Source organism: Streptomyces sp. NPDC029956 (assembly GCF_055574655.1).
Genome location: NZ_JBVHZJ010000053.1, coordinates 1 through 21,773 on the forward strand (window position 1 = coordinate 1; position 21,773 = coordinate 21,773).

Consider the following 21,773-nt stretch of genomic DNA (forward strand, 5'->3'; position numbering starts at 1 on the left):
TGCCGTACGGCGGGCAGTCATGGAACGGCCCCCGGCCGGTGGTTCACGGGCGCTCTCCTTGGGGCGCCCATCGGCCGGTCCGCCCGGCCACCGCAGTGACAGGGTTCCGCTGCGCTCCACCCGAACCCCTCCCCCATCCTCCAAATCGACCGCTCACGTTCACCAACACCCAGCCGTCACGCATACCAACCGGAAACCGTGGCGCGGATGCCGAGGATGCGTTACGCGTCCAACAAACGCATGAGCGCGTGATGCATCATGATCTTTGGCTGTGTAGCGTTTGGGTTCTCGCCCCACCACCCATAACTCCGGCCAAATAACTCCCGGATTCCGCACCCACCCACAGCGGCGAACATACAGACCACCCGCCAAACGACAACAGCATTCACCGGAAAACCCGATGCACAACACACGACACCCATCACAGGAAGCAGGCCGTGCAGACCATCAGGAGCCGGATCGTCTCAAGGCCAACCCCGCGAGTGCGGGGAGCAGAGGACGTAGATCAGGAGCTGGACCTCGGTCTCGGGGCCATCCCCGCGGGTGCGGGGAGCAGTCGCCCTAGCGCCTGCTGGGCGCTGATGATCCAGGGCCATCCTCGCGGGTGCGGGGAGCAGAGGACGTAGATCAGGAGCTGGACCTCGGTCTCGGGGCCATCCCCGCGGGTGCGGGGAGCAGTACGACAGCTTTCGCACGCTTGTCGTGCCGCCGGGGCCATCCCCGCGGGTGCGGGGAGCAGATGGAGAACCGCGCGGTCCACTTCGCAGCCTCGGGGCCATCCCCGCGGGTGCGGGGAGCAGCGCCTGTACCGGGCCGGGCCTGGCTGGATGCCGGGACCATCCCCGCGCGAGCGGGGAGCAGAACGACCAGGGGCTGCGGGGGTCGAGGCGGGGGGGACCATCCCCGCGCGAGCGGGGAGCAGCCGACGATCCCGGACCAGAGCTCCAGGGCGAAGGGACCATCCCCGCGCGAGCGGGGAGCAGCTGGCAGGCCTACGGCCTGTGCCGCGAGGACCCCGACCTGGGACCATCCCCGCGCGAGCGGGGAGCAGTCATCCTCTCCGGGGTCGCACGGGGTCAGGTGGGGACCATCCCCGCGCGAGCGGGGAGCAGCTCGTGTTCTTCGCCGGGTGGCTGCTGGCGCTGGGACCATCCCCGCGCGAGCGGGGAGCAGTCACGGCGGAAGTTCCGGCCGAGGTTCCGGAGGGGACCATCCCCGCGCGAGCGGGGAGCAGAGACGCTCGTACGCGGCCTGGAGCTTGCCCAGGGGACCATCCCCGCGCGAGCGGGGAGCAGTCATGTCTGGAGTCCCCACGTGAACGTTCGCGGGGACCATCCCCGCGCGAGCGGGGAGCAGCTCGTGCGCTTCGGGGGCGGCGACACCGAGGTGGGACCATCCCCGCGCGAGCGGGGAGCAGTCGGCGGCGGGCGGCGGGGACGGGATCTCCACGGGACCATCCCCGCGCGAGCGGGGAGCAGTCTGTGCGCCTGTCCACCCTGGCCCAACCACGGGGACCATCCCCGCGCGAGCGGGGAGCAGATGCGCACGCCCGGCCGGAACCCGTCCGGGTTGGGACCATCCCCGCGCGAGCGGGGAGCAGTGCAGCTTCTCGAACTCGCTGCGGAGCTCGGCGGGACCATCCCCGCGCGAGCGGGGAGCAGGTGCTCTTCGCCGCCCTCGTGATCGTCCTCGCGGGACCATCCCCGCGCGAGCGGGGAGCAGTTCCGCAGCGCCCTGCCCTTGGCGCACAGCGCGGGACCATCCCCGCGCGAGCGGGGAGCAGGCTCGGCCTTCGCCGAATGGCCAGGCAGGGTCGGGACCATCCCCGCGCGAGCGGGGAGCAGCCACACTGACCGGCACATGGAACCTGATCTCGGGGACCATCCCCGCGCGAGCGGGGAGCAGCACTGGAGGCCGGGGCGGCGTTCGGTCGGATCGGGACCATCCCCGCGCGAGCGGGGAGCAGGTCGGGTTCGCTGCGTTGGCGAACCACTGGACGGGACCATCCCCGCGCGAGCGGGGAGCAGTCGGTATTCACCGGCACCGCGGGGCCAGTGCAGGGACCATCCCCGCGCGAGCGGGGAGCAGCTCGACGGCTACTTGCGGCCGGAGCTGCGCTTGGGACCATCCCCGCGCGAGCGGGGAGCAGGATGGCCCCGGAGGCGTCAGCGAACGCAGGGAGGGACCATCCCCGCGCGAGCGGGGAGCAGCCTCGGCCGCCGGTGGCGAGGTGCAGCTCATCGGGACCATCCCCGCGCGAGCGGGGAGCAGCTCGACCTGCTCATGGGCGAGTTCTTCGAGCAGGGACCATCCCCGCGCGAGCGGGGAGCAGGCTCAGCCTATCGAAAGCCCTCCCCCCATCGAGGGACCATCCCCGCGCGAGCGGGGAGCAGTCGACTGACGGTCTTTGCCGAGACGTCGAACTGGGACCATCCCCGCGCGAGCGGGGAGCAGCGGTCGCTCGTGGCCGAGGGCTTCAGTGTCTCGGGACCATCCCCGCGCGAGCGGGGAGCAGCGTTGCCCGGCCGGGACGTTGCAGACCACCTGGGGACCATCCCCGCGCGAGCGGGGAGCAGTGGAGCAGGTCGCGTCGGTACGGATGCGTGCCGGGACCATCCCCGCGCGAGCGGGGAGCAGGCTGCCCGGGGAGGCCGGCGGGTGGGCTCTGGGGGACCATCCCCGCGCGAGCGGGGAGCAGCGGCTCGGAGAAGCCGGTATCGGTGGGGGTGGGGGACCATCCCCGCGCGAGCGGGGAGCAGATACGGTCCGGTCGTGTTCGTCGCCGTACTCGGGGACCATCCCCGCGCGAGCGGGGAGCAGATCACCACAGCCCGAGCCGCCCTCAGCGCCGCGGGACCATCCCCGCGCGAGCGGGGAGCAGTTTGGGAGCCTTGCTGGCGCGTCCTCAGCAGGGGGACCATCCCCGCGCGAGCGGGGAGCAGGACAAGAAACCGCGAAGTAAGGTGCCGGCCTCGGGACCATCCCCGCGCGAGCGGGGAGCAGTAAATGCCACGCAGGAATCCCGCCGGGGGGACGGGACCATCCCCGCGCGAGCGGGGAGCAGGACTGCTCTGCCTGCCGAATCTGGCGGGCTGCGGGACCATCCCCGCGCGAGCGGGGAGCAGGAGCCGCCGAGCTTGTCGGCGTTCACGGCCTGGGGACCATCCCCGCGCGAGCGGGGAGCAGTCCTTGAGGATCTTCTTGGCCGCGAACGCGTTGGGACCATCCCCGCGCGAGCGGGGAGCAGTCTTTCCGCAGCAGCCCATGTCATGCCTCCGTGGGACCATCCCCGCGCGAGCGGGGAGCAGATCAGCATCGTCGCGCAACTCCCGGCCAAGATGGGACCATCCCCGCGCGAGCGGGGAGCAGATGTCCCGGGCCACGCCCAGGACCCTGCCGACGGGACCATCCCCGCGCGAGCGGGGAGCAGACTTCGTGACCTGCAGTTCTACCGCACGAACGGCGCCGTCCTAACCACTTTCACCGAAACCGACAAACCACCCACGACAGAGCTCGGCACACGGGCCAACAGCGGCAGCGACAGAACAACAAGCCCTGCCAGACGGCAGTGAACGGGCCGGCGCACAGGCGGAGGCAGACAGGGGACCCATCGCCGGGGCAGGCCGACCAGCGCGCAGCCCGGATGCCGAGCCGGCCGGTTGGCCGATGGGGCGATGGGGCGATCCCCGCAGATGCAGGGAGCAGGAGATGCGGCAGGTGAACGCGGCAGCGTGCGTGGGGTCATCCCTGCGGGTGCGGGAGCAGCCTGCGACCTGGAGCCGGCTCGCACCAGTGTTGAGGTCATCCCCGCGAGTGCGGGAAGAGTCGAGGACGACGATCCGGTCGGCCACGGCGACGGGACCATCCCCGCGCATGCGGGGAGCAGGTGACGTGGGTGGCCGGGGCGTCGACGATCGTGGGGCCATCCCCCGCGGGTGCGGGGAGCAGGAGTTCCGCTACGGACGTCTCGTCGCGGTCACGGGGCCATCCCCGCGGGTGCGGGGAGCAGCCGACGCTGGTCGGGACGAAGGCCTGGTGGCCAGGGACCATCCCCGCACGGGCGGGGAGCAGTGGGCCGGGCCGGTGGACAGCGGCGTGGACACGGGACCATCCCCCCGCACGGGCGGGGAGCAGAAGAGCAGGCAGTTCATGTGCGGGTGCCAGCCGGGACCATCCCTGCACGGGCGGGGAGCAGGGCAAGGGCGTCGCCGACAACACCGGCCCGCTGGGACCATCCCCGCACGGGCGGGGAGCAGCCTGTATGTCAATTCCGACGGCATCCTCCGCTGGGACCATCCCCGCACGGGCGGGGAGCAGTTCGGCATCACCTACAAGATCGCCTGACGGGAGGGACCATCCCCGCACGGGCGGGGAGCAGCCGCCGAGGGCGACGGACGCGACGATCTCCTGAGGACCATCCCCGCACGGGCGGGGAGCAGACCTCGATGCCGTCGACCAGGACCTCGAAACGGGGACCATCCCCGCACGGGCGGGGAGCAGCCGTTGCCCTCGGGCGACCCGGTCATGTTGGTGGGACCATCCCCGCAAGGGCGGGGAGCAGGACATGTTCGACATGAGGAGCTGTCGCTGCTCGGGACCATCCCCGCACGGGCGGGGAGCAGCGCATGGCGGGGCTGGCGCTCGGGGTCGGGGTGGGACCATCCCCGCACGGGCGGGGAGCAGATATGCCGACTGTAGACCCGCATTCATTGAATGGGACCATCCCCGCACGGGCGGGGAGCAGACTACATCGGCCCGTTCGAGTCCGGCCGGTTCGGGACCATCCCCGCACGGGCGGGGAGCAGGACGAGCAGTCGTTCGACGAGCTGACCCGCGAGGGACCATCCCCGCACGGGCGGGGAGCAGTCCCAGTACACCCCGGGCATGAACAGGGTGAGGGGACCATCCCCGCACGGGCGGGGAGCAGACTTCGCGACCTGCAGTTCTACCGCACGAACGGCGCCGTCCTAACCACTTTCGCCCAAACCGACAAACCACCCACGACAAGGCTCAACACGCGTGCCAAGAGCGGCAGCGACGGAACAACAGGCCTGCCAGGCTGCAGCAGACGGGCAGGCACGCGAGCGAAGGCAGGCAATAGGCCCACCGCCGGGGCACGCAGACCGGATGCCGAGCCGACCGGCCGACCGACCGGGCTATCCCCGCGGGTGCGGGGAGCAGTCCGGGCCCATCGCGAGAACCTCCCGCAGGAGGGGACCATCCCCGCCGGTACGGGGAGCAGTCCGACGGGCGGCAGACGCTCGTCGGGTTCCTGGGACCATCCCCGCGCATGCGGGGAGCAGTTGACGGTGCCGAGCCAGCCGTCACGGAGCTCGGGACCATCCCCGCAGGCGCGGGAAGCAGAGTGAGCTGAAGCCGGCGGTGCAGTGCAAGTCGGGGCCTCCCCGCAGGTGCGGGGAGCAGACGACCCGGCCGGTGCACGGAGCGTGTAGGACGGGGCCATCCCCGAAGTACGGGGAGCAGTGACGTATTCACGGTACGGGCGGGCACTGACAGGGACCATCCCCGCAGGGGCGGGGAGCAGTCACCTGGGGCGGCACCCAGCTCGGCAAGAACGGGACCATCCCCGCGGGTGCAGGAGCAGCATCGACCTCCGGTGAGCTGGCGCGGGCCGACGGGTCCATCCCCGCGGGCGCAAGGAGCAGCCATTGTTGCCGGTCACCCAGTGGTGCGTTTCGGGACCATCCCCGCGCGAGCGGGGAGCAGCCGATCACGCCGGGTCAGTGGATCCCGTTGACGGGGTCATCCCAGCGCGGGCAGGGAGCAGCCGACCCGGAGGCGAGCGGCGCGGAGGGCGTCGGAGCCATCCCCGCGCAGGCGGGGAGCAGTCAGGAAAGGCGAGGCGCCTGTACGCCAGGGTGGGGCCATCCCCGCGGGGGCGGGGAGGAGCCAGACTACGGGGCGTCCGCGAACACGGGGTCGGGACCATCCCTGCGGGATGCGGGGAGCAGATCGCCGGCCCGTTCTGCTGGAGACGGCCGCCAGGGCCATCCCCGCGCAAGCGGGGAGCAGTCCTTCTCCAGACCGGCCGACTTGAAGAACGGGGGGCCATCCCCGCGCATGCGGGGAGCAGATCAGGCCGATGGGGTTGGCCATCATCGCGATGGGACCATCCCCGCGCATGCGGGGAGCAGATCATCCCCGTCAGCCCCGAAGCCAGCGTTCGGGGACCATCCCCGCGCATGCGGGGAGCAGTTCCACGGGGTGCTGCCGGGTCCGGTTCACGCGGGACCATCCCCGCGCATGCGGGGAGCAGTGCTCGTTTCCCTCTGCGCCGTGGGTCAGCAGGGGACCATCCCCGCGCATGCGGGGAGCAGGCAGTCGTGCTGGCGGTGGCCTGGGTGGTGGAGGGACCATCCCCGCGCATGCGGGGAGCAGATCATCGGCCGGTCCCGCACGTACGGTGCCGGGGGACCATCCCCGCGCATGCGGGGAGCAGCGTTCGCGGGTGGCCCTGCTGGCGAGGATGTCGGGACCATCCCCGCGCATGCGGGGAGCAGTCGATCTCGGCCTGTTCACCCCAGAGCAATCCGGGACCATCCCCGCGCATGCGGGGAGCAGCCCGTGCGGCCGATCTTGTGCGGGTTCTGCCAGGGACCATCCCCGCGCATGCGGGGAGCAGCCCCCATCTGTCGGCTCCTCGGGCACAAGCCCGGGACCATCCCCGCGCATGCGGGGAGCAGTGGTCATCACCACGGTCCGCCGCGGTGTCCCCGGGACCATCCCCGCGCATGCGGGGAGCAGTGACGGAAGGGATGGCTCGTGCGACGCGTCAGGGGACCATCCCCGCGCATGCGGGGAGCAGGAGATGAGCAGGCCGAGCCAGTAGGCGCGGTCGAGAGCGACGGGACCATCCCCGCGCATGCGGGGAGCAGCAGGGCGACGGAGGCCGCGAGGAGGTCGCAAAGGGACCATCCCCGCGCATGCGGGGAGCAGAGGTAGGTGTCCCTGGTGAGGGAGACGATGCCGGGACCATCCCCGCGCATGCGGGGAGCAGCCTTCGTGACCTGCAGTTCTACCGCACCAACAACCCCACCCCAACCAGTTTCACCGAAACCGACAAACCACCCGCGACAAGGCCCGGCACGCGGGCCGACCGTGGCAGCGGGCGGAACAGCAGGCCCTGCCAGACGGCAGTGCACGGGCCGGCGCGCGGGCGGAGGCAGGCAGGCAGGGGATGAATGAATCGCCGGGGCAAGCCGACCAGCGCGCAGCCCGGATGCCAAGCCGGCCGATAGGGCTATCCCCGATGGCGCGGGGAGCAGTCCTGCTCGCCGCACGCGACGAGCAGGTCGAAGGGGCCATCCCCGAACGGGCGGGGAACAGGGCGACACCCTGTCCAAGCACGTCTGAAAGTGGGGACCATCCCCACAGATGAGGGGAGCAGCAGCCCGGCACCGGCGTCGCCGAACAGTCAGTGGGGCCTTCCCTGCGGATACGGGAAGCAGATGGGTTCTCGGCCGAGGCCATGCAGAAGACGGGACCATCCCCGCAGGCGCGGGGAGCAGAGATGCTGACCACGGGTCAGCTCGATGCGGGTGGGGCCATCCCCGCGGGTGCGGGGAGCAGCCGATGCGGCCCAGGAGCTGGAACGGCGTCATGGGGCCATCCCCGCGGGTGCGGGGAGCAGGGGGCTCGGTGTCGGGGCGGGTGCGGCCGGACGGGGCCATCCCCGCGGGTGCGGGGAGCAGGGTGCCGGGGCCCATGCGGTGGCGCTTGCCGAGGGGCCATCCCCGCGGGTGCGGGGAGCAGACTTCCTGAGCTGCACTTTTAGCCCAGGCCGAGCCGCACCTGAACCACTTACACAAAAACAGACCAAACCCCCGGAGCAACTGGTGGCTAAAGTGTCAAAACCTGAGCCCCCTCCCCTGAGTCCCCTCTGTGCACGCGGCAGCGCTGGCGCCCGGCCCGACAGGCTTGGCGGGCGAGGGGACTGCTGCGCTGTGCGGCACAGCGAGCGGGGGGCGTCAGGTGGCGGTCGGCCAGGTACGCAGAAGGGCTGCGATGCGACCGCAGGTGCAGGCGGGCTCAAGGAGCAGGTCCTTGAGTGCGATGGCATCCCTGCGGGTGGGTTTGACAGAGATGCCGGCAGCTTCGAGGTACATCACGCCCGTGGCAGCCGCGACGGCAAGATTGGAGCGCTCCAGCCACCGGCACCGGCCCAGTGTGTGCACCAGAGCAGCGGCTTTGGCATAGACACCGTCGTAAACGGGCTGCTCGAACAGCTCAGCGCGGTGGCGGGCGACGGCCGAGACCGGAACGCCGTAGTCGTCGGGCGCCGGGTCATCCGCCCCCGCCGCCTCAGCGACCTGCAAGATCCAGGGAACGTCGATATGCAGCTCCATCAGGCCACACGCGTTCCCCGAGACGCCGGCTGATCCCGCTCCGCCTCATCGAAGACCGCCTGATGCTCGGCCAGGAACCGGGCCGCCGCATCCACCGCACGGGCGCGCAGACCACTCGCATCATCTTGCACCAACCGGGCAAGGTAATCCCCGACACTCAACCCCAGGTCCGCAGCACGCCTCCTCGCAAGCTCCGCGACATCCTCATCCACCCGCGCACCCAGCTGCGTCTTCGCCATACCCAGCATGGTAACAGCCGTTACCATGCTTGCCGAGCCCAAAACACACAAGCCACGTAGCCACGACCGAGCAAACAAAGACAACGTGCGAACCGGGAACAGGCGGCACGCGCCAGGCGGGCAAGCATGCCCAGGAGCCATCCCCGCGCGAGCGGGGAGCAATGAGACGTGGCGCATTCTCTGTCCCCAACAACGGGGCCATCCCCGCGGGTGCAAGGAGCAGAAAACTAACGATCCTGCTCAACTTGAGTCACCCTCGACCCGACAAAACCCCCTCGGGCGCTGCGAGGCCGCCGCTCTCGAAGCGCCACATCGGCGTTTCCTTTCCCCTACAACGTTCGTTTGTAGAGGCGTGCCCAAAGAGGTACTGAGAGAGAGGACGTCGGATGATGCCATGGGAGGGTCTCAGACGGGGCTATCAGCCGCCCCGCACCCTTGCGGGCCTACAACACACGGCCAGGAAACAAAGCACACCTCTACCAGGAGCTACCTGGTGATCGGTGGGCCTGAGCCGTTAAACGTCCAGCTGGTGGTGCTGTTACTCGTCGGCGGTTGCGCCCTGTACATCACCTACACACACCCAGGCAGCCAGGAGCCACTACTGATCGCCGTCGGAGTGGTGACCCTGTTCTACCTGCTGATGGGATCAGGCGGGGGGACTCGTTGAACAGCCATCACATGGCCTCCGTCCCCACGGAGACAAAGATGCTGTACGACTCGGGTCGAGTGCAGAGAGCAGCGCTCTCCGGCCTGGGACCATCCCCGCGCGGGCGGGGAGCAGCTTTCTGAGCTGCGAATTCGCCTCACACTTGGCCCTGTCTGAACCAGTTTCACCGGAACGGGCAAATCAGCCATCAGGGAACACTGGGCGGGCAGGGTTGCTCAGCGGATTCCCTCATGCGCACCGCATGTAGGGGGAATTCAAGCGCGTCCACCCAGGTGCGTGCGTCACCTTCGAGGACGGCGTTGGTTCTCCCAAGTCGACAGCAGGCCCAGCTCGGCCTGCTCTTGGTGGTGGGTGAACCATCGTTGGGCGAGGTCCCGGTCCGAAAAGCGTCCGAGGCCGGGCTCGGTCGAGGGGGTCAGTTCGATCGTCTCCCACCCTCCGGCCGACTGTGCGAAGGCTTCGGCGATGTCGACGAAGGCCGGTCCTCGAAAGTAGCTCACGGCAGTGTTCGTGGTCTCCAGAGGGGTGTGGGACTGGTCCGACACCAGCGTTCCGGCACCGTGGCGAAACTCGAAGTAGGCGTTGATCGTCGGCTTGACCTCGTCCCGCATCACGTTCAGCACCTGCTGGCGGTGCGTGGGCGGCTTCAGGCACGTCAAGTACGAGAAGTCGATGCGGCTCTGGTCGGTCCTGATCACCTCGAAGCCGGGGTACGGACCACGCTGGGGAGGTGCGATCGCAAAGGACTGGACGCCGGGACCAATCTTATCGGCGGCCTCGTGGTGCAGGTCGAGGAGGTCAAGGAGAAGCAGGTGGTCCTCCTCCTGGTCGACGATGCTCCCCACGGTGTATCGGTACAGCACCTCCTGCACGGCCTTCTTCGCGTCCCCCTTGGTCTGGTAGCGGCGATGTCCGATCCAAAAAGCGGGCATGTGCAGATCCCCCTCATGAGTGTGTCTACCTGCGTCCGAACCGGCGCCGTTTGGAAGCGTTGCTCCACCCAGCGGTCTCCTTCGTGCTGCTCGCCGGCACAGGTTTGGTTGTGTTTGCCGCGGGGCGGTGGATGAGGGTCAGGCCCTCGTGGTCGACCGGGTTCCAGGCATGGTCGAAGGTGCGGAAGGTGTAGCCCTGCTCGTTGTTGGTCGTGTGGGCCAGCAGGGCCCTGCCTTGGCCGGCGTACTGCTGGACCTCGTTCCACAGGACGTCCCTGATCCTCGCGGACGGGTTGCCGATGAAGACACCGGCGGAGATCTCCAGGAGCCAGCGGGTCAGGAAGCCGCGCAGGCCTGCGGGGCAGTTGGTCAGGACGATCACGGTCACCAGGTCAGCGCCACTTCCTCATAGCGGTCTTCCTCTGGGGTGGAGTCTCCGTAGTTCCGCCCTGCCGCGACTCGCGTACCCCTGTCGCTCTGCAGCGTGACGATGTCCCACGCGCCGTCCGGGTCCGCAGTCCCGGTGTCACCATCGGTGCCAAGGAGAAGCCGCTTGATGTCGCTGACGCATCGGTCCAGCAGCGACGTCTCGTGGATCCGGTCGCGTAGTGCGCGGCGTGTGCGGGAGGCGACGTCTTCCTCACCTTCTGCGGCGACTTCGAAGGCAAGGGGGATGGCGAGGCCGGTTTTGTAGAGGTCGGCGATGTCCAGGACGAAGGAGAGTTCGTGGCCGGAGTGGACGAAGCCGAGGGCGGGGCTGCAGCCCAGTGAGGTGACGACGGCGTGGGCGATGCCGTACATGCACTGGGCTGCTGCGGTGATGGCCTGGTTGACCGCGTCACCGGCGGAGAAGTCACCGGGGACGTACTTGCGGCCGTGCCAGGGGACGCCGGTGCGGGCGGCTTCGGCCCGGTAGCACTTCTTGACGCGGTCGCCTTCGTGGCCCAGGAGTTCACGGCGGGTAAGGCCGGCCGGGTCTTCGTCGGGGAAGCGCAGCCGGTACATGGCGCGGGCCACTGCGAGGCGGGAGCGGTTGTTGGCCCACTGGAGGGCCTGGGCCTCGGCGAGGGCGGCAGAGCGGGTCAGGGCCCGGCCTCCGGCGTAGTACCGCACGCCCTGCTCCCCCACCCAGGCCACAGCGGCGCCGGTTTCGCCGAGGACGCTCATGGCCTGGTGGGTGACGCGGGTGCCGGGGCCCAGCAGCAGTGTGCCGATCGTCGCCGAGGGGATGTGGGTGACGCCGTCGGCGTCGGTGGCGGTGATGGCGTTGGCGTCCCGGTGCACCGTGCAGCGTTCGAGGTAGATGAAGGACACGCGCTCGCTCGCGCGGGTCAGCTCACGCGGGGAGAGTGCCCCGCGTTGCGAGACGGTTGTCACCTCACCACCCCTTGCGGGAGGGGCGCCAGCGTCATCAGACCGCACCCGTAGGCCTTTGCCTTGCCGATGCCCTGGGTGAGGGTACGGCGCATCAGCGCGGGATCGGTGACCTCCAGCCGTCCGTCGAAGGTGACCGTGACAAGGGTGACGGGCTTGCCGCGCCTCGCTCCTGCGGAGCGGGACTTGTCGAACGCGTGGGAGCGGTGGTCGCGGACCGTCACTTGGTAGCGGTCGCCGTGGTGCTCGCGCCCCTGATGAGTGGTTCCTCCCGGAAGTAGCCGCTCGTCTTTGGGCTTTTCCAGGATGCGGAACCCACCGCGCTCCTGCCTGTTGTCGTCCAGCAGCCAGCCCATCTGGTGGTACGCGGTCAGGTGGGCCGTCCGCTTGCGGGGCTCATCGTCGGTGCGGCGGATGTGGTGCACCGGGTTCGCCGTGAGGCGAAAACCCCACTGGCCTCCTGCCACCAGCCGGTCGAGGAGAGGGGTGTAGGACCGGGTCTGCCAGCCGGGGCCGTCGACCACGGCTGTCGGCCACCCTGCCTGTTCCACCAGGTGGGTGAGGTCGGGGGCGTCGGGGCTGACGAGGAAGAGGAAGACCTCGCCGGGTGCGTTGTGGTCCAGGCGCCAGAGCACCCGGGGGGTTTCGGGTGCCGGCTGGTCGGTGGGCAGCAGGTTGGGGAACGAGGCCATGACGGCGGCGTGCATGACCTGCCGCGAGGACATCAGGCGGCGGGCGCCGGTGCGGGCGGCGTTGAACCGGAAGCGGGTCAGGTACATCAGGCGTCCTCTTCTGGCAGCACGGCGAAGGGGTCGTGCCGGGGCGGGGAGGGTGCCGCGAGCGGATGGGGGATGTCGACGTGGCGGCGCACGATGGTGCGCAGTGCGTGGCGTCGGTGCTCGGCGGCGAAGCTGAGCGGCTGGTCGCGGAGGGTCTCTGCCTCGAGGGAGTCGGGGGATGTCTCGAGCAGGACGGGGAGGGTGATGACGGGGGTGTTGCGGTGTCGTCTGGTGTACCAGGGGGAGGCTTGCCAGGGTTCGCCGGCGAGGGCCTGCAGGAGGTCTTTGCCGGGGTGGAGGTGGAGGTCGACGGGGTGGGCCGGGGGGCAGGAGCGGCGGCCGAGGAACGGGGGGTAGACGGGGGCTTTGAGGGCGGTGTGGAGTTGGGCGAGGAGGTCGAGTTCGCCTTCGAGGGCGGCGACGAAGACGGCGTCGGCGAGGTAGAACCGCTCGGAGAGCGGCATGGACTTGTCGGTTTCCCAGTGGATGGCGGTCTGGAAGTCGCGCAGGCGGGTGCCGGGCTGGTCGATGCGGACGCCGAAGCGCAGGGCGGCCAGGGGTTTGAGCTGTTCGTCGTCGCCGCGCCTGATGCCGCGGGCGGCGGCGAGGAGGCCGATGACGCCGCTTTTGGTGGGGGCGGATTCGGTGGTGCGGCGGGTGAAGCGGGCGGTGGCCCCCCACGATTGCAGGGGGCCGGCGAGCCTGAGGGTCAGGACGCTCATGCGGGCGTCTCCAGGCGCTGTGCGACGGCCTGGCCGACGGCGGTGATGAGCTCGCCGAGGGACTGGGCCTCGGTGCCGATGCCGCTGAGCTTGTGGGTGTTGGGGCCGACCCGCAGGACCCAGGTGAGGGTGGTGGCATCGTTGCCGTAGGTGCGTTCGATGTCCGGGATGTATTCGGCCAGCCGCTCGACCGCTTCGCGCAGGTGGCCGCCCTGGTCGCCGCGGACGGCTTCTTCGAAGGCGGAGACGAAGCTGATGGGGCGGGTGGTGCGGAGCTTGACGACGACGGCCTCGGGCAGGGTGTGATGGCCGAAGGTGTTGATCTTTCCCTTGGGCAGGGACTCGATGAAGCTGCGGACGAAGGCCTCGACGGCGCGGCGTACGGGGGTGGTCAGTGACTCGTCCTGGCGCAGGCCCTGGCCGAGGGTGTCGGCAAGCTGGTGGACGCCGAGGGCCGCGTAGCGGTAGAGGGTGGCGGAGTTGAAGTCGACGGTGCCGATCATGCCGGCGCCCGGTTCGGCGTCGGTGTTGCGGTCGTCGACAGCGGTGTAGTAGTCCGACTCGTTGTCGACGCGGTGGACGCTGATGGCGTGGGCGACCTGGACGGCGGCGTCGACGTTGATGTCGGTGACGTCGGCGACCATGCGGCCGAACAGGGCGATGTCGACGGAGTGGCGGGAGTCGGCCAGGGCCTTGGCCCGGTCCTTGTTCTTCTTGTCCTTGAAGAACGTCTTGCTGTCCTGTGCCGCTTCGGCGGCGAGTGCTGCCAGGCCATCGAGCTGGCGGGAGCTGAGGAACATCAGGTACTTGGCCTCGGGCAGCGGCTCGCTCTCGCCGTTCTTCGACGCGGCGTCCGCCTTGCGCTTGGGTACCTCGATCTTCAGGCCGGCGGCCTGGACGACGTCGGCGGCCAGCTCCTGGGCGGCGGGGGCCAGGGAGGCGTCGGCGGTCTCGATACGGGCGGCGATCACCTCGACGATCTTCTTCGTCCGCACGCCGAGCTCGCCGGGCTCCAGCAGCTGCTCGTCCTCGAAGTAAGCGCGCGTGGCGCGCTTCCAGGCCTGGCTGGAGACGCGGGCACGCGGGACTCCCCCGTACACGGCCGTCTTCGGGGCGCCGGTGTCGTCCCGGTTGAGGTTGCTCGGCGGGACGGTCTGCAGGGCGTGCACGTCGAGGTAGAAGCGGTTCACGAAGCGTCCTTGTCGGTGGAAGAAGTGACGTCGGTGGTGGTGCCCGGAGCGGCCGCCAGGTCGGGCAGGGGTTCCTTGCCGGGACCGGGTTCGTCGCGGTCCTGCCAGGCGTGGAAGGAACGGCCCCACGCGGCGCGGACACGGTCCGCTCCCCCGGGCCACTGCCACTGGTAGAGCTGTCCGGCGAGCAGGCCGTAGTCCAGGCGGACCTCTTCGCGGCGCAGGAGCGTGACGAGGTCCCGCAGCCGGTGGGCGAGGGTGGCCAGGTCGGGTGCGGTGCCGGCGCGGACCAGCCGTTTGCGCAGCGAGTCGTCGATGTCGTTGTTCGGCATCGCGCGGTGCACTGCGGCCCCCAGGCCCCGGGGTCGCTGGGGCTGGTGGACCTGGTGCATGCCCGCTCGGCGGGACTGCTGGTGCAGGGCCCACAGGGTGAGGGCCACGTGCAGGGCGTCCTCGGCACGTGCCAGCTCGGCCTCGCTGAGGGGGCGGCCCTCGCGGCGCGCGTCGTGCAGGCGCCGGGTGTCGATGAGGTCCCACAGATCGGGCAGGTGTCCTGCGGGTTTTCCGGCGCCGCGGCGCAGCCGGGCCAGCGCCGCGACGGCCCTGGGATCGTCGTTGAGGTATCCGTGCTGCCAGGTGCCGATGCGCTGGCGGGCAACCTCGGTGAGCAGCTCGGATACCGGGGACGGGGCCGGGCTGGTGGTGGTCATGGGTGCACCTTCGGGGAAAGTTCCGCCGTGCCGCTCCGCGGGGACGGGAGGTGGGGTGGGAAGGCCTGGCCCAGGCATGTGCGCAGTCGTGCCCTGAACCATCGGTCTGCCAGGGCGGAGTTGAGCCACACGCTGCCCTGTTTGGCCGGCACGGTGCGGCCCTGCCAGGCCGCGTCGCCGGCGTCGGCGATCATCTGCGTGGCGAGGCGGGAGACGATGCGGTGGACCTGGGCTTGCCATCGTGCTCGTTCCTCGAGCGGATCGTCGGCGTCGCCGAGAGAGGCGAGCCAGGCACGGTAGGGGCCTTCGAGCTCGCCGAAGGCGCGGTCACGTGCGCTGAGGCGGGGGCTTTCGCTCTCCGAGCCGGCGGCGCGTTGCAGGTCGGTGGCGAGATCCCCGAGTGCTTTGACCGCGTCTTCGGCGTCACCGACGGCGTCGATGGCCTGCTGCGCGTATTCGCGGTCCTGTTCGTGGAGCAGGGCCACGGCCATGGTCAGTTGGTCGTCGACGACCTCGTCCACGACGGACTGCTGCGTGCCGTACACGCTGCCGGTGATGCGGGCCCGTACGAGGAAGCCGCGTGGCAGTGCACGCCGCGTCACGAGCCGGGCCACCCAGTCCAGGATGCCGGGCCGCAGGTAGGCGGATACGCCTGCACTGTCCTTCTGGTGCTGGGCGCGGTCGGCGATGAGGGACGCGAGCCCCCGCCATGCGGAGCGTGCCGGATCGTGTTCGCGCGGCAGGTAGACCAGGGGTTCGCCGTGCTTCTTTTCTTGCGCAGGGCTGCGCCGCCAGGCGGTCATCGGCTCGTGGGTGTGCATGTTGCGTGCGGTGAGCGGATCGCCGTAGCCCAGGACGACGCCGTTCACCCCGTTGGCATCGGCGTGCAGGCGCAGGCGCCGACTCTGCCACGTATACAGGTCGCGGATCCCGGCCGGGGTACGCTCCGCTCCCCCGGGGCCGCTCGGCTCGCGCCGCCAGGCGGGGCGGTCTTCGGCCGTGAACGTCAGCCCCCTCGTGTCCGCCGCGACGAGGTTGAGCAGCAGCGTCTCTCGCAGGTCTCGTCCTTCGACGAAGACGCCGCCGAGGTTGCCTGCCCAGCCGACCCCCAGGGGGTAGACCTTCCCGCCCTTGGCTCGTGTGTCGCCGGCCATGCCGCTCTTGATGCCGGAGGTGTCGTAGGCGTGTGCGTGCACCACCCACCTGGCGGCTTCCGGGAAGCTCAGCCGGCCGGCCGTCGGCATCCGTGCGGAGAAGAACGGCTCTCCGTTCGGCACGTCTGCCACGATCCTGTTGAGCGAAGACACCTCGTCCTTCGCCGTCCGCAGCTCTGCCGTCTGGAAGAACGGCGTCCGCCGGTCCAGGAGATCGAACCGGTGCCGGTGGGTGTCGAGATATGCCGCCACGCCGTCGAAGCACCGCGGGTCGTTCCACAGCCGCGACCAGTGATCGATGTCCTTTGGACCGTCGAGCGCGTCATGGGCGACAGCGAGCAGGAGTCGTGTCAGGGCGAACTCCTGCGTGGGCAGGTCGGCGGTGATCCTGCGCACGTGGCCGGCCTGGCTGAAGATCTCACGCAGCGATAACTCTTCCTGCTCACCGTTGCGTTGGAGCACTCCGATCCATGGCTGCTCCGTCAGGTCGAACGACAGCACGCTCTCGTCCGCCTCAGGTGCCTCAGGCACGGGCCACCTCAAGTCCCTCGGTCTTGGAGTACCGGAGTGCGAAGCCTGCCAGGCGGGTCTGACAATGCTCATCGAGAGCGAGAATCAGCTGGCCGGCGAGCCAGGGGCTGTCCTTCGACTGCCATGCCGGTACGTACAGCTCTTCGAGTTCTGCGATGGCCCGGTCCATCACGTCTGCGTCCGAGAACTCGCGCGGAAGACGCATTCCGCTCGCCGCGGCCGCACGAGCGGCCAGAGTGACCGGAACCTGGTCATGAGGGAGGTCCAGGCCTCCCAGCTGCCTGCCTTTGCGGTCCTTGCCGAGCCACGGCACCGTCGTCAGCTTCCCGTCTCCGCGCCGTTGCACCACGACGACCTCCAGGCTCTCCCTGCTGTCACGGACCTGCGCCCGCCCCGCTCGTGTGTCGTCTGCATCACCCATTCCTGCGGCCACCCATCCGAAGAGCGGTTCGCCGTCCTTGCAGACGCCGCCCAGTGTGAACTTGGCGGCTTTCTCGGCTTGCCTGTCGCGGTGCTCCCTGTGCCGGGTCCGTGCGCCGCTCAGGACATCGGCCCATCCCGCCGGCCCCGCCACCCCGTCCGCGTACGCGCCCTGCACCAAGGCACTGATGTCCTCGGGCAGCCGTACGGGCCTGCCGGTTGCGGCATCGAGGTGCGGGAGCAGCACAGCGGCCGACCGCAGAAGCGGGTACAAGTGGTAGACGGCGACGGATCCCCGTACGGGCACCGGTACCGTCCCGGACCAGTCGGCGCCGGTCACCAGACAGCGGGGCTCACGCAGCCTCTCGGGCCGGTCCTGCTGGGCCATGCCGCGCTGATGCCGGTGGAGACGTCCCATGCGCTGGAGCAGGAGGTCCACGGGGCACAGGTCGGTGACCAGAAGGTCGAAGTCCACGTCGAGGGACTGCTCGGCAACCTGGCTGGCGACGACGATGTGACGCCGCACGGGACGGTCCGTCTCCCCTCCGGGCGGTCCGAACCGCCGCAGGAGTTCCCTGTCGTTCGCCGCCCTGTCCAGATCGAGGAAGCGGGCATGCGCGACGGTCACGTCATCGTCACCGAACCGCTCCCGCAGAACGCGCGCCGTGTCCACCACGCGCCTCACGGTGTTGCGCACCACCAGCGCGCAGCCGCCGTCCGCGAGCTCCTCACCCAACCGGTCCGCGAGTACGGCGAGATCGTCGCCGACACGCTCCAGCCGCACGGACGTACCTCTCCCGGACGCCACCGGACGCCGCATAACGGGAGAGCCGCCCGCGGTCACCGCCGTGAGCAGCGGGTACTCGCCCGCCGCGGCGACCGCACCGAAGGCCTCCCCCGCCGTGGCTTCGCCGGCACCGGCGTACGCCTCGACGAGTTCACGGCGCCGGGCGGCCGGCAGCGTGGCCGAAAGAATCACCACGGGCACGTGGTAGGCACCTAGCCACGACAGAACACGGTCGAGATAGACGCTCATGTACGTGTCGTATGCGTGCGCCTCGTCGATGACGACGACCTTGCCCGCCACCGCCAGATGCCTCAGCGCCAGATGCTTGCTCTTGAGCCCGGCAAAGAGCAACTGGTCCACGGTCCCGGCCACGAAGGACGACAGCATCGCCTTCTTCCTGCCCCTCAGCCAGGTGTGGGCCACCAGTTCCGCCATGGCCTCGCGGTGCTCATGGGACGGCCGCCAGCCCTTCCGTTCAGCATCCGCATCCACAGCCGCAACCGAGCGGGCGCCTCGCATCAGGTCGGTGAAGTCGTCGTTCAACGCCGCCTTGGAGTGCGCCAGCAGCACCGAATGGGACCTGCCCTCCAGGGAGGGCAGCTTCTTCAGCCACCTCAGCAGCCGAGGGAACATCGCGTTACCGGTAGCCATCGTCGGCAGCGCGAAGAACACTCCCCCAGCCCCCGACCGGGCAGCGAAAATCTCCGCCACGGCCAGCGCGGCCTCCGTCTTCCCCTCCCCCATCGGAGCCTCGATCACCATCAGACCCGGCACCGCCATGGACCGGGCCAGTTCGACAGCCGCCTCCTGCACCGGACGTACCTTCGCGCCCTTCGGCAGCGCGAACCGGGAGGCGAACAGCTCCTGAACGGACCCGGCCGGCTCCGCGGGCCGCCACGCGGTCGGCAGATCCAGACCCCGCCAAGCCGCGGCCACCCTCTCCTCGGCGCTCCGCTGCACCTCCAGCGGATGGTAGGGAAACAGATCCGGATTGCTGGCAATCCAGTCGGAGACAATCACCAGCGCCGTCAGCAGCACCTGCACCGGCTGGGGCAGCTTCACCGCACGCCACTGCGTCAGCCGGCCCCGCACACCGAACTCCTCGGCACACGCCTCCAGCAGTTCCCTCTGCACACGACGCCACACCGTCCGGCTCGCGCCCGTCGCCCGCAACAAGTACCCACGGTTGTCCAACGCGTTGATCTGAGCGTGCTCGGGCGGCACCCCGTGATGCCCGCCCACCACCACCGTGAACTGCTCACACTGCCCCGGCGCCCAGCCACAGCGCTCCTCCAGCCACTCACCCAGCACCACCTGGCCGGCCAGCCCGTGCGGCGCCAGTCGGCGGTCGGAGCCCATCACGCCCTGCGAACGCATCTCCAGACCCTCACGACGCATCCGGTCGGCCAACTGCTCGACCTGGCACGCGAACGCGGGTGTGGCCTTACCGATGTCATGCACCCCAGCCAGCCACACCGCCAGCAGACGCCCGTCAGCCACACCGCCCGGCAAGACCGCCCCGATCATCCGACGCACGTTCCACGGCAGCCACTGATCCCACAACATGCCAGCCACCGCGGCACTGTCCTCCATGTGCTGCCACAAAGGCAGCCACCCGTCGGAGTCCCGATCGTGCTTCCCCCACACGGCCAACACCGGCCCATCAAGCCTGCCACGAAGGCCTAAACGGCCCTCCCCCTCACTTGCCATGGAAGAGGAATACACCGCATCCCCACCCACGGAGGCACGATCGGAGGAAGAGACGGAGATCTATGACAACTTCCGTGATACAGCCACATACACCACTCCCCACCAAATAGGATCGACAGTTTGTTCCCTCGGTAGACCGGAGCCTCTCGCAATCCGTTAGCAAGGGAATCCCGCTCTCGCCGCGGACTGCGTCCCAAGAGGCCTAGTCAGAGGTCGGTCCGGGGCCATCCCCGCGGGTGCGGGGAGCAGCGCTCCGCTCCACCACCCAGGACTCCCAGGCGGGGGCCATCCCCGCGGGTGCGGGGAGCAGTGGACCTCGATGCGGGTCCCGCGCCCGTTGTTGGGGCCATCCCCGCGGGTGCGGGGAGCAGTGCTCGACGTGGCTCGCCCCCCTGATCAGCATGGGGCCATCCCCGCGGGTGCGGGGAGCAGGCCAGCGTCGCCGGCGGAGACCTTGTCGCCCGGGGGCCATCCCCGCGGGTGCGGGGAGCAGCGGCCTCTCAGCAGCCCCGCGCCCAGCTGACAGGGGCCATCCCCGCGGGTGCGGGGAGCAGGGGCCCGACGCACCCGGAAGGGGGCCTGACATGGGGCCATCCCCGCGGGTGCGGGGAGCAGGGCCAGCGGAAGCGCGGTCAGGGGATGGTGCTGGGGCCATCCCCGCGGGTGCGGGGAGCAGGATGCCGACCACGGGCTCCTTGGCCTGCTGCAGGGGCCATCCCCGCGGGTGCGGGGAGCAGGGTGCGCTGCCCGGCACGCCGGTCACGGTCACGGGGCCATCCCCGCGGGTGCGGGGAGCAGCCGTGGGCGGCAAGACGGTGTACGCCGCCGTAGGGGCCATCCCCGCGGGTGCGGGGAGCAGGCGATGGGTCAGGCTGTGCGCCGCTTCTCGCTGGGGCCATCCCCGCGGGTGCGGGGAGCAGATCGGCCGGGCTTCCTTCCATCCGGCGAAGGAGGGGCCATCCCCGCGGGTGCGGGGAGCAGACGGCCTTCCGCGACATGCGCAGGTACGCGGCGGGGCCATCCCCGCGGGTGCGGGGAGCAGTGAGGTTCAGCAGGCCGGCGACGGTGGTGGTTGGGGCCATCCCCGCGGGTGCGGGGAGCAGTGAGGTTCAGCAGGCCGGCGACGGTGGTGGTTGGGGCCATCCCCGCGGGTGCGGGGAGCAGCAGGAGATCGAGACCCCGGACCTGGAGTCGACGGGGCCATCCCCGCGGGTGCGGGGAGCAGGACAAGGCCGAGTTCACCGACGCCAGTACCGCGGGGCCATCCCCGCGGGTGCGGGGAGCAGTCCGGGCCCTTCGTGGTACCGCGTCAGTTCAGCGGGGCCATCCCCGCGGGTGCGGGGAGCAGTACCGCCCTGACGGTCCGGCCGATACTGGCGCGGGGCCATCCCCGCGGGTGCGGGGAGCAGAGCTGCTCGTCGATGATCTGCCCGGGATCCTGGGGGCCATCCCCGCGGGTGCGGGGAGCAGCACGTGGTCAAGAGCCTTCCGCGGTACCACTGGGGGCCATCCCCGCGGGTGCGGGGAGCAGGCCACCACCGCCGGCAACGCCGCCACCGTCGCGGGGCCATCCCCGCGGGTGCGGGGAGCAGAGGGCCTGCCCGAGCGGGACGAGGCCAGCGACGGGGCCATCCCCGCGGGTGCGGGGAGCAGTCCCTGGTGTCCGAGGTCCAGCTAGAGGCCGAGGGGCCATCCCCGCGGGTGCGGGGAGCAGACTTCCTGAGCTGCAGTTTTACCGCAGACTCGGTCTCGCCTGAACCACTTTCATCGAAACCGGCAAAACGGGGCAATGCATCAGGTCCGGTGTGCCGAGCTGGGATCGGAGTGTCGGTCGCGTGCACAAGGCGGCCCGGTCGGGGGCCTGGATGCTGAGTCGCGGCGCCGGGGCGACTAGCCTGCGATGACGAACCCGCGCTGGGGCTGCCTGCGCGAGGCCTTGGCAGCCACCGCGAGGGTGGCATCGGTGATGTCCTGGCCCGCGTCGTCCACCACTCGCCAGGCCCCAGCCCGGTTCCGCGGATCCACCGGTGCGAGGGTCCCGGGGATCCCACACCGGCGCATCACGTCGTGCAGCGACGAAACCGCGCTCGCGTCCATCGCTCTCTCCATACGTCGTCAGGCCGCCGAGCCTAGTCGCTGCCGCCGCTGCAATGGGAGGCGCAGTTGACGGGGTTGATGGGGCCGCAGGCGCC

General features: G+C 70.3%; 12 protein-coding genes and 5 CRISPR repeat arrays. All 12 genes read right to left on the reverse strand.

Going from position 1 to position 21,773, the window contains the following annotated elements:
* Positions 1–527: 527 nt before the first annotated feature.
* Positions 528–3,431: a CRISPR direct-repeat array (repeat unit 29 nt; unit sequence GGGACCATCCCCGCGCGAGCGGGGAGCAG).
* Positions 3,432–4,166: 735 nt separating this feature from the next.
* Positions 4,167–4,928: a CRISPR direct-repeat array (repeat unit 29 nt).
* Between the two features lie 1,076 nt (positions 4,929–6,004).
* Positions 6,005–7,019: a CRISPR direct-repeat array (repeat unit 29 nt).
* A 481-nt stretch (positions 7,020–7,500) separates the two neighbouring features.
* A CRISPR array of direct repeats spans positions 7,501–7,773; the repeat unit is 29 nt.
* 215 nt (positions 7,774–7,988) lie between these two features.
* The 12 genes from ACZ4XX_RS31380 to ACZ4XX_RS31435 all read right to left on the reverse strand — a co-directional run bounded on the left by ACZ4XX_RS31380 (position 7,989) and on the right by ACZ4XX_RS31435 (position 21,606).
* Positions 7,989–8,366, reverse strand: coding sequence for a fic family toxin-antitoxin system, toxin component (locus tag ACZ4XX_RS31380; protein ID WP_468511251.1), 378 nt, complete (start codon positions 8,364–8,366; stop codon positions 7,989–7,991).
* Positions 8,366–8,605 carry a hypothetical protein gene (locus ACZ4XX_RS31385; RefSeq protein WP_468511252.1) on the reverse strand — a complete coding sequence of 80 codons (240 nt, stop codon included), beginning with the start codon at positions 8,603–8,605 and terminating at the stop codon, positions 8,366–8,368. The genes ACZ4XX_RS31380 and ACZ4XX_RS31385 overlap by 1 nt, the downstream gene beginning before the upstream one ends.
* A 948-nt stretch (positions 8,606–9,553) precedes the next feature.
* Positions 9,554–10,204 (reverse strand): DUF3223 domain-containing protein, encoded by a 651-nt coding sequence (locus ACZ4XX_RS31390; protein ID WP_468511253.1) that lies wholly within the window; start codon positions 10,202–10,204, stop codon positions 9,554–9,556.
* A gap of 25 nt (positions 10,205–10,229) precedes the next feature.
* Complete coding sequence (gene cas2e / locus ACZ4XX_RS31395; protein WP_392584983.1) at positions 10,230–10,592, reverse strand: type I-E CRISPR-associated endoribonuclease Cas2e; 363 nt, start codon at positions 10,590–10,592, stop codon at positions 10,230–10,232.
* Positions 10,589–11,581, reverse strand: coding sequence for a type I-E CRISPR-associated endonuclease Cas1e (gene cas1e, locus ACZ4XX_RS31400; RefSeq protein WP_468511254.1), 993 nt, complete (start codon positions 11,579–11,581; stop codon positions 10,589–10,591). Before cas1e ends, cas2e begins: the two co-directional genes overlap by 4 nt.
* On the reverse strand, positions 11,578–12,357 hold the full coding sequence (gene cas6e, locus ACZ4XX_RS31405; RefSeq protein ID WP_468511255.1) for a type I-E CRISPR-associated protein Cas6/Cse3/CasE: 780 nt from the start codon (positions 12,355–12,357) through the stop codon (positions 11,578–11,580). The genes cas1e and cas6e overlap by 4 nt, the downstream gene beginning before the upstream one ends.
* Entirely contained in the window at positions 12,357–13,079 is a 723-nt protein-coding gene (cas5e, locus tag ACZ4XX_RS31410; protein WP_468511256.1) for a type I-E CRISPR-associated protein Cas5/CasD, read from the reverse strand. Before cas5e ends, cas6e begins: the two co-directional genes overlap by 1 nt.
* Positions 13,076–14,269 (reverse strand): type I-E CRISPR-associated protein Cas7/Cse4/CasC, encoded by a 1,194-nt coding sequence (cas7e, locus tag ACZ4XX_RS31415; protein WP_468511257.1) that lies wholly within the window; start codon positions 14,267–14,269, stop codon positions 13,076–13,078. Before cas7e ends, cas5e begins: the two co-directional genes overlap by 4 nt.
* On the reverse strand, positions 14,266–14,979 hold the full coding sequence (gene casB, locus ACZ4XX_RS31420) for a type I-E CRISPR-associated protein Cse2/CasB (protein WP_468511258.1): 714 nt from the start codon (positions 14,977–14,979) through the stop codon (positions 14,266–14,268). Before casB ends, cas7e begins: the two co-directional genes overlap by 4 nt.
* On the reverse strand, positions 14,976–16,664 hold the full coding sequence (gene casA / locus ACZ4XX_RS31425; protein WP_468511259.1) for a type I-E CRISPR-associated protein Cse1/CasA: 1,689 nt from the start codon (positions 16,662–16,664) through the stop codon (positions 14,976–14,978). Before casA ends, casB begins: the two co-directional genes overlap by 4 nt.
* Positions 16,657–19,581 carry a CRISPR-associated helicase Cas3' gene (gene cas3, locus ACZ4XX_RS31430; protein ID WP_468511260.1) on the reverse strand — a complete coding sequence of 975 codons (2,925 nt, stop codon included), beginning with the start codon at positions 19,579–19,581 and terminating at the stop codon, positions 16,657–16,659. Before cas3 ends, casA begins: the two co-directional genes overlap by 8 nt.
* A 220-nt stretch (positions 19,582–19,801) precedes the next feature.
* Positions 19,802–21,295: direct repeats of the CRISPR family, unit length 29 nt; unit sequence GGGGCCATCCCCGCGGGTGCGGGGAGCAG.
* Between the two features lie 176 nt (positions 21,296–21,471).
* Positions 21,472–21,606, reverse strand: a complete 135-nt coding sequence (locus ACZ4XX_RS31435; RefSeq protein WP_468511261.1) for a hypothetical protein — start codon at positions 21,604–21,606, stop codon at positions 21,472–21,474.
* Positions 21,607–21,773: the final 167 nt, after the last annotated feature.

Bases quoted from the DNA above. Each gene is read 5' to 3' on its own strand.
- ACZ4XX_RS31380 (WP_468511251.1), bottom strand. From the start codon at position 8,366: ATGGAGCTGCATATCGACGTTCCCTGGATCTTGCAGGTCGCTGAGGCG.
- ACZ4XX_RS31385 (WP_468511252.1), bottom strand. From the start codon at position 8,605: ATGGCGAAGACGCAGCTGGGTGCGCGGGTGGATGAGGATGTCGCGGAG.
- ACZ4XX_RS31390 (WP_468511253.1), bottom strand. From the start codon at position 10,204: ATGCCCGCTTTTTGGATCGGACATCGCCGCTACCAGACCAAGGGGGAC.
- cas6e (WP_468511255.1), bottom strand. From the start codon at position 12,357: ATGTACCTGACCCGCTTCCGGTTCAACGCCGCCCGCACCGGCGCCCGC.
- cas5e (WP_468511256.1), bottom strand. From the start codon at position 13,079: ATGAGCGTCCTGACCCTCAGGCTCGCCGGCCCCCTGCAATCGTGGGGG.
- casB (WP_468511258.1), bottom strand. From the start codon at position 14,979: ATGACCACCACCAGCCCGGCCCCGTCCCCGGTATCCGAGCTGCTCACC.
- cas3 (WP_468511260.1), bottom strand. From the start codon at position 19,581: ATGGCAAGTGAGGGGGAGGGCCGTTTAGGCCTTCGTGGCAGGCTTGAT.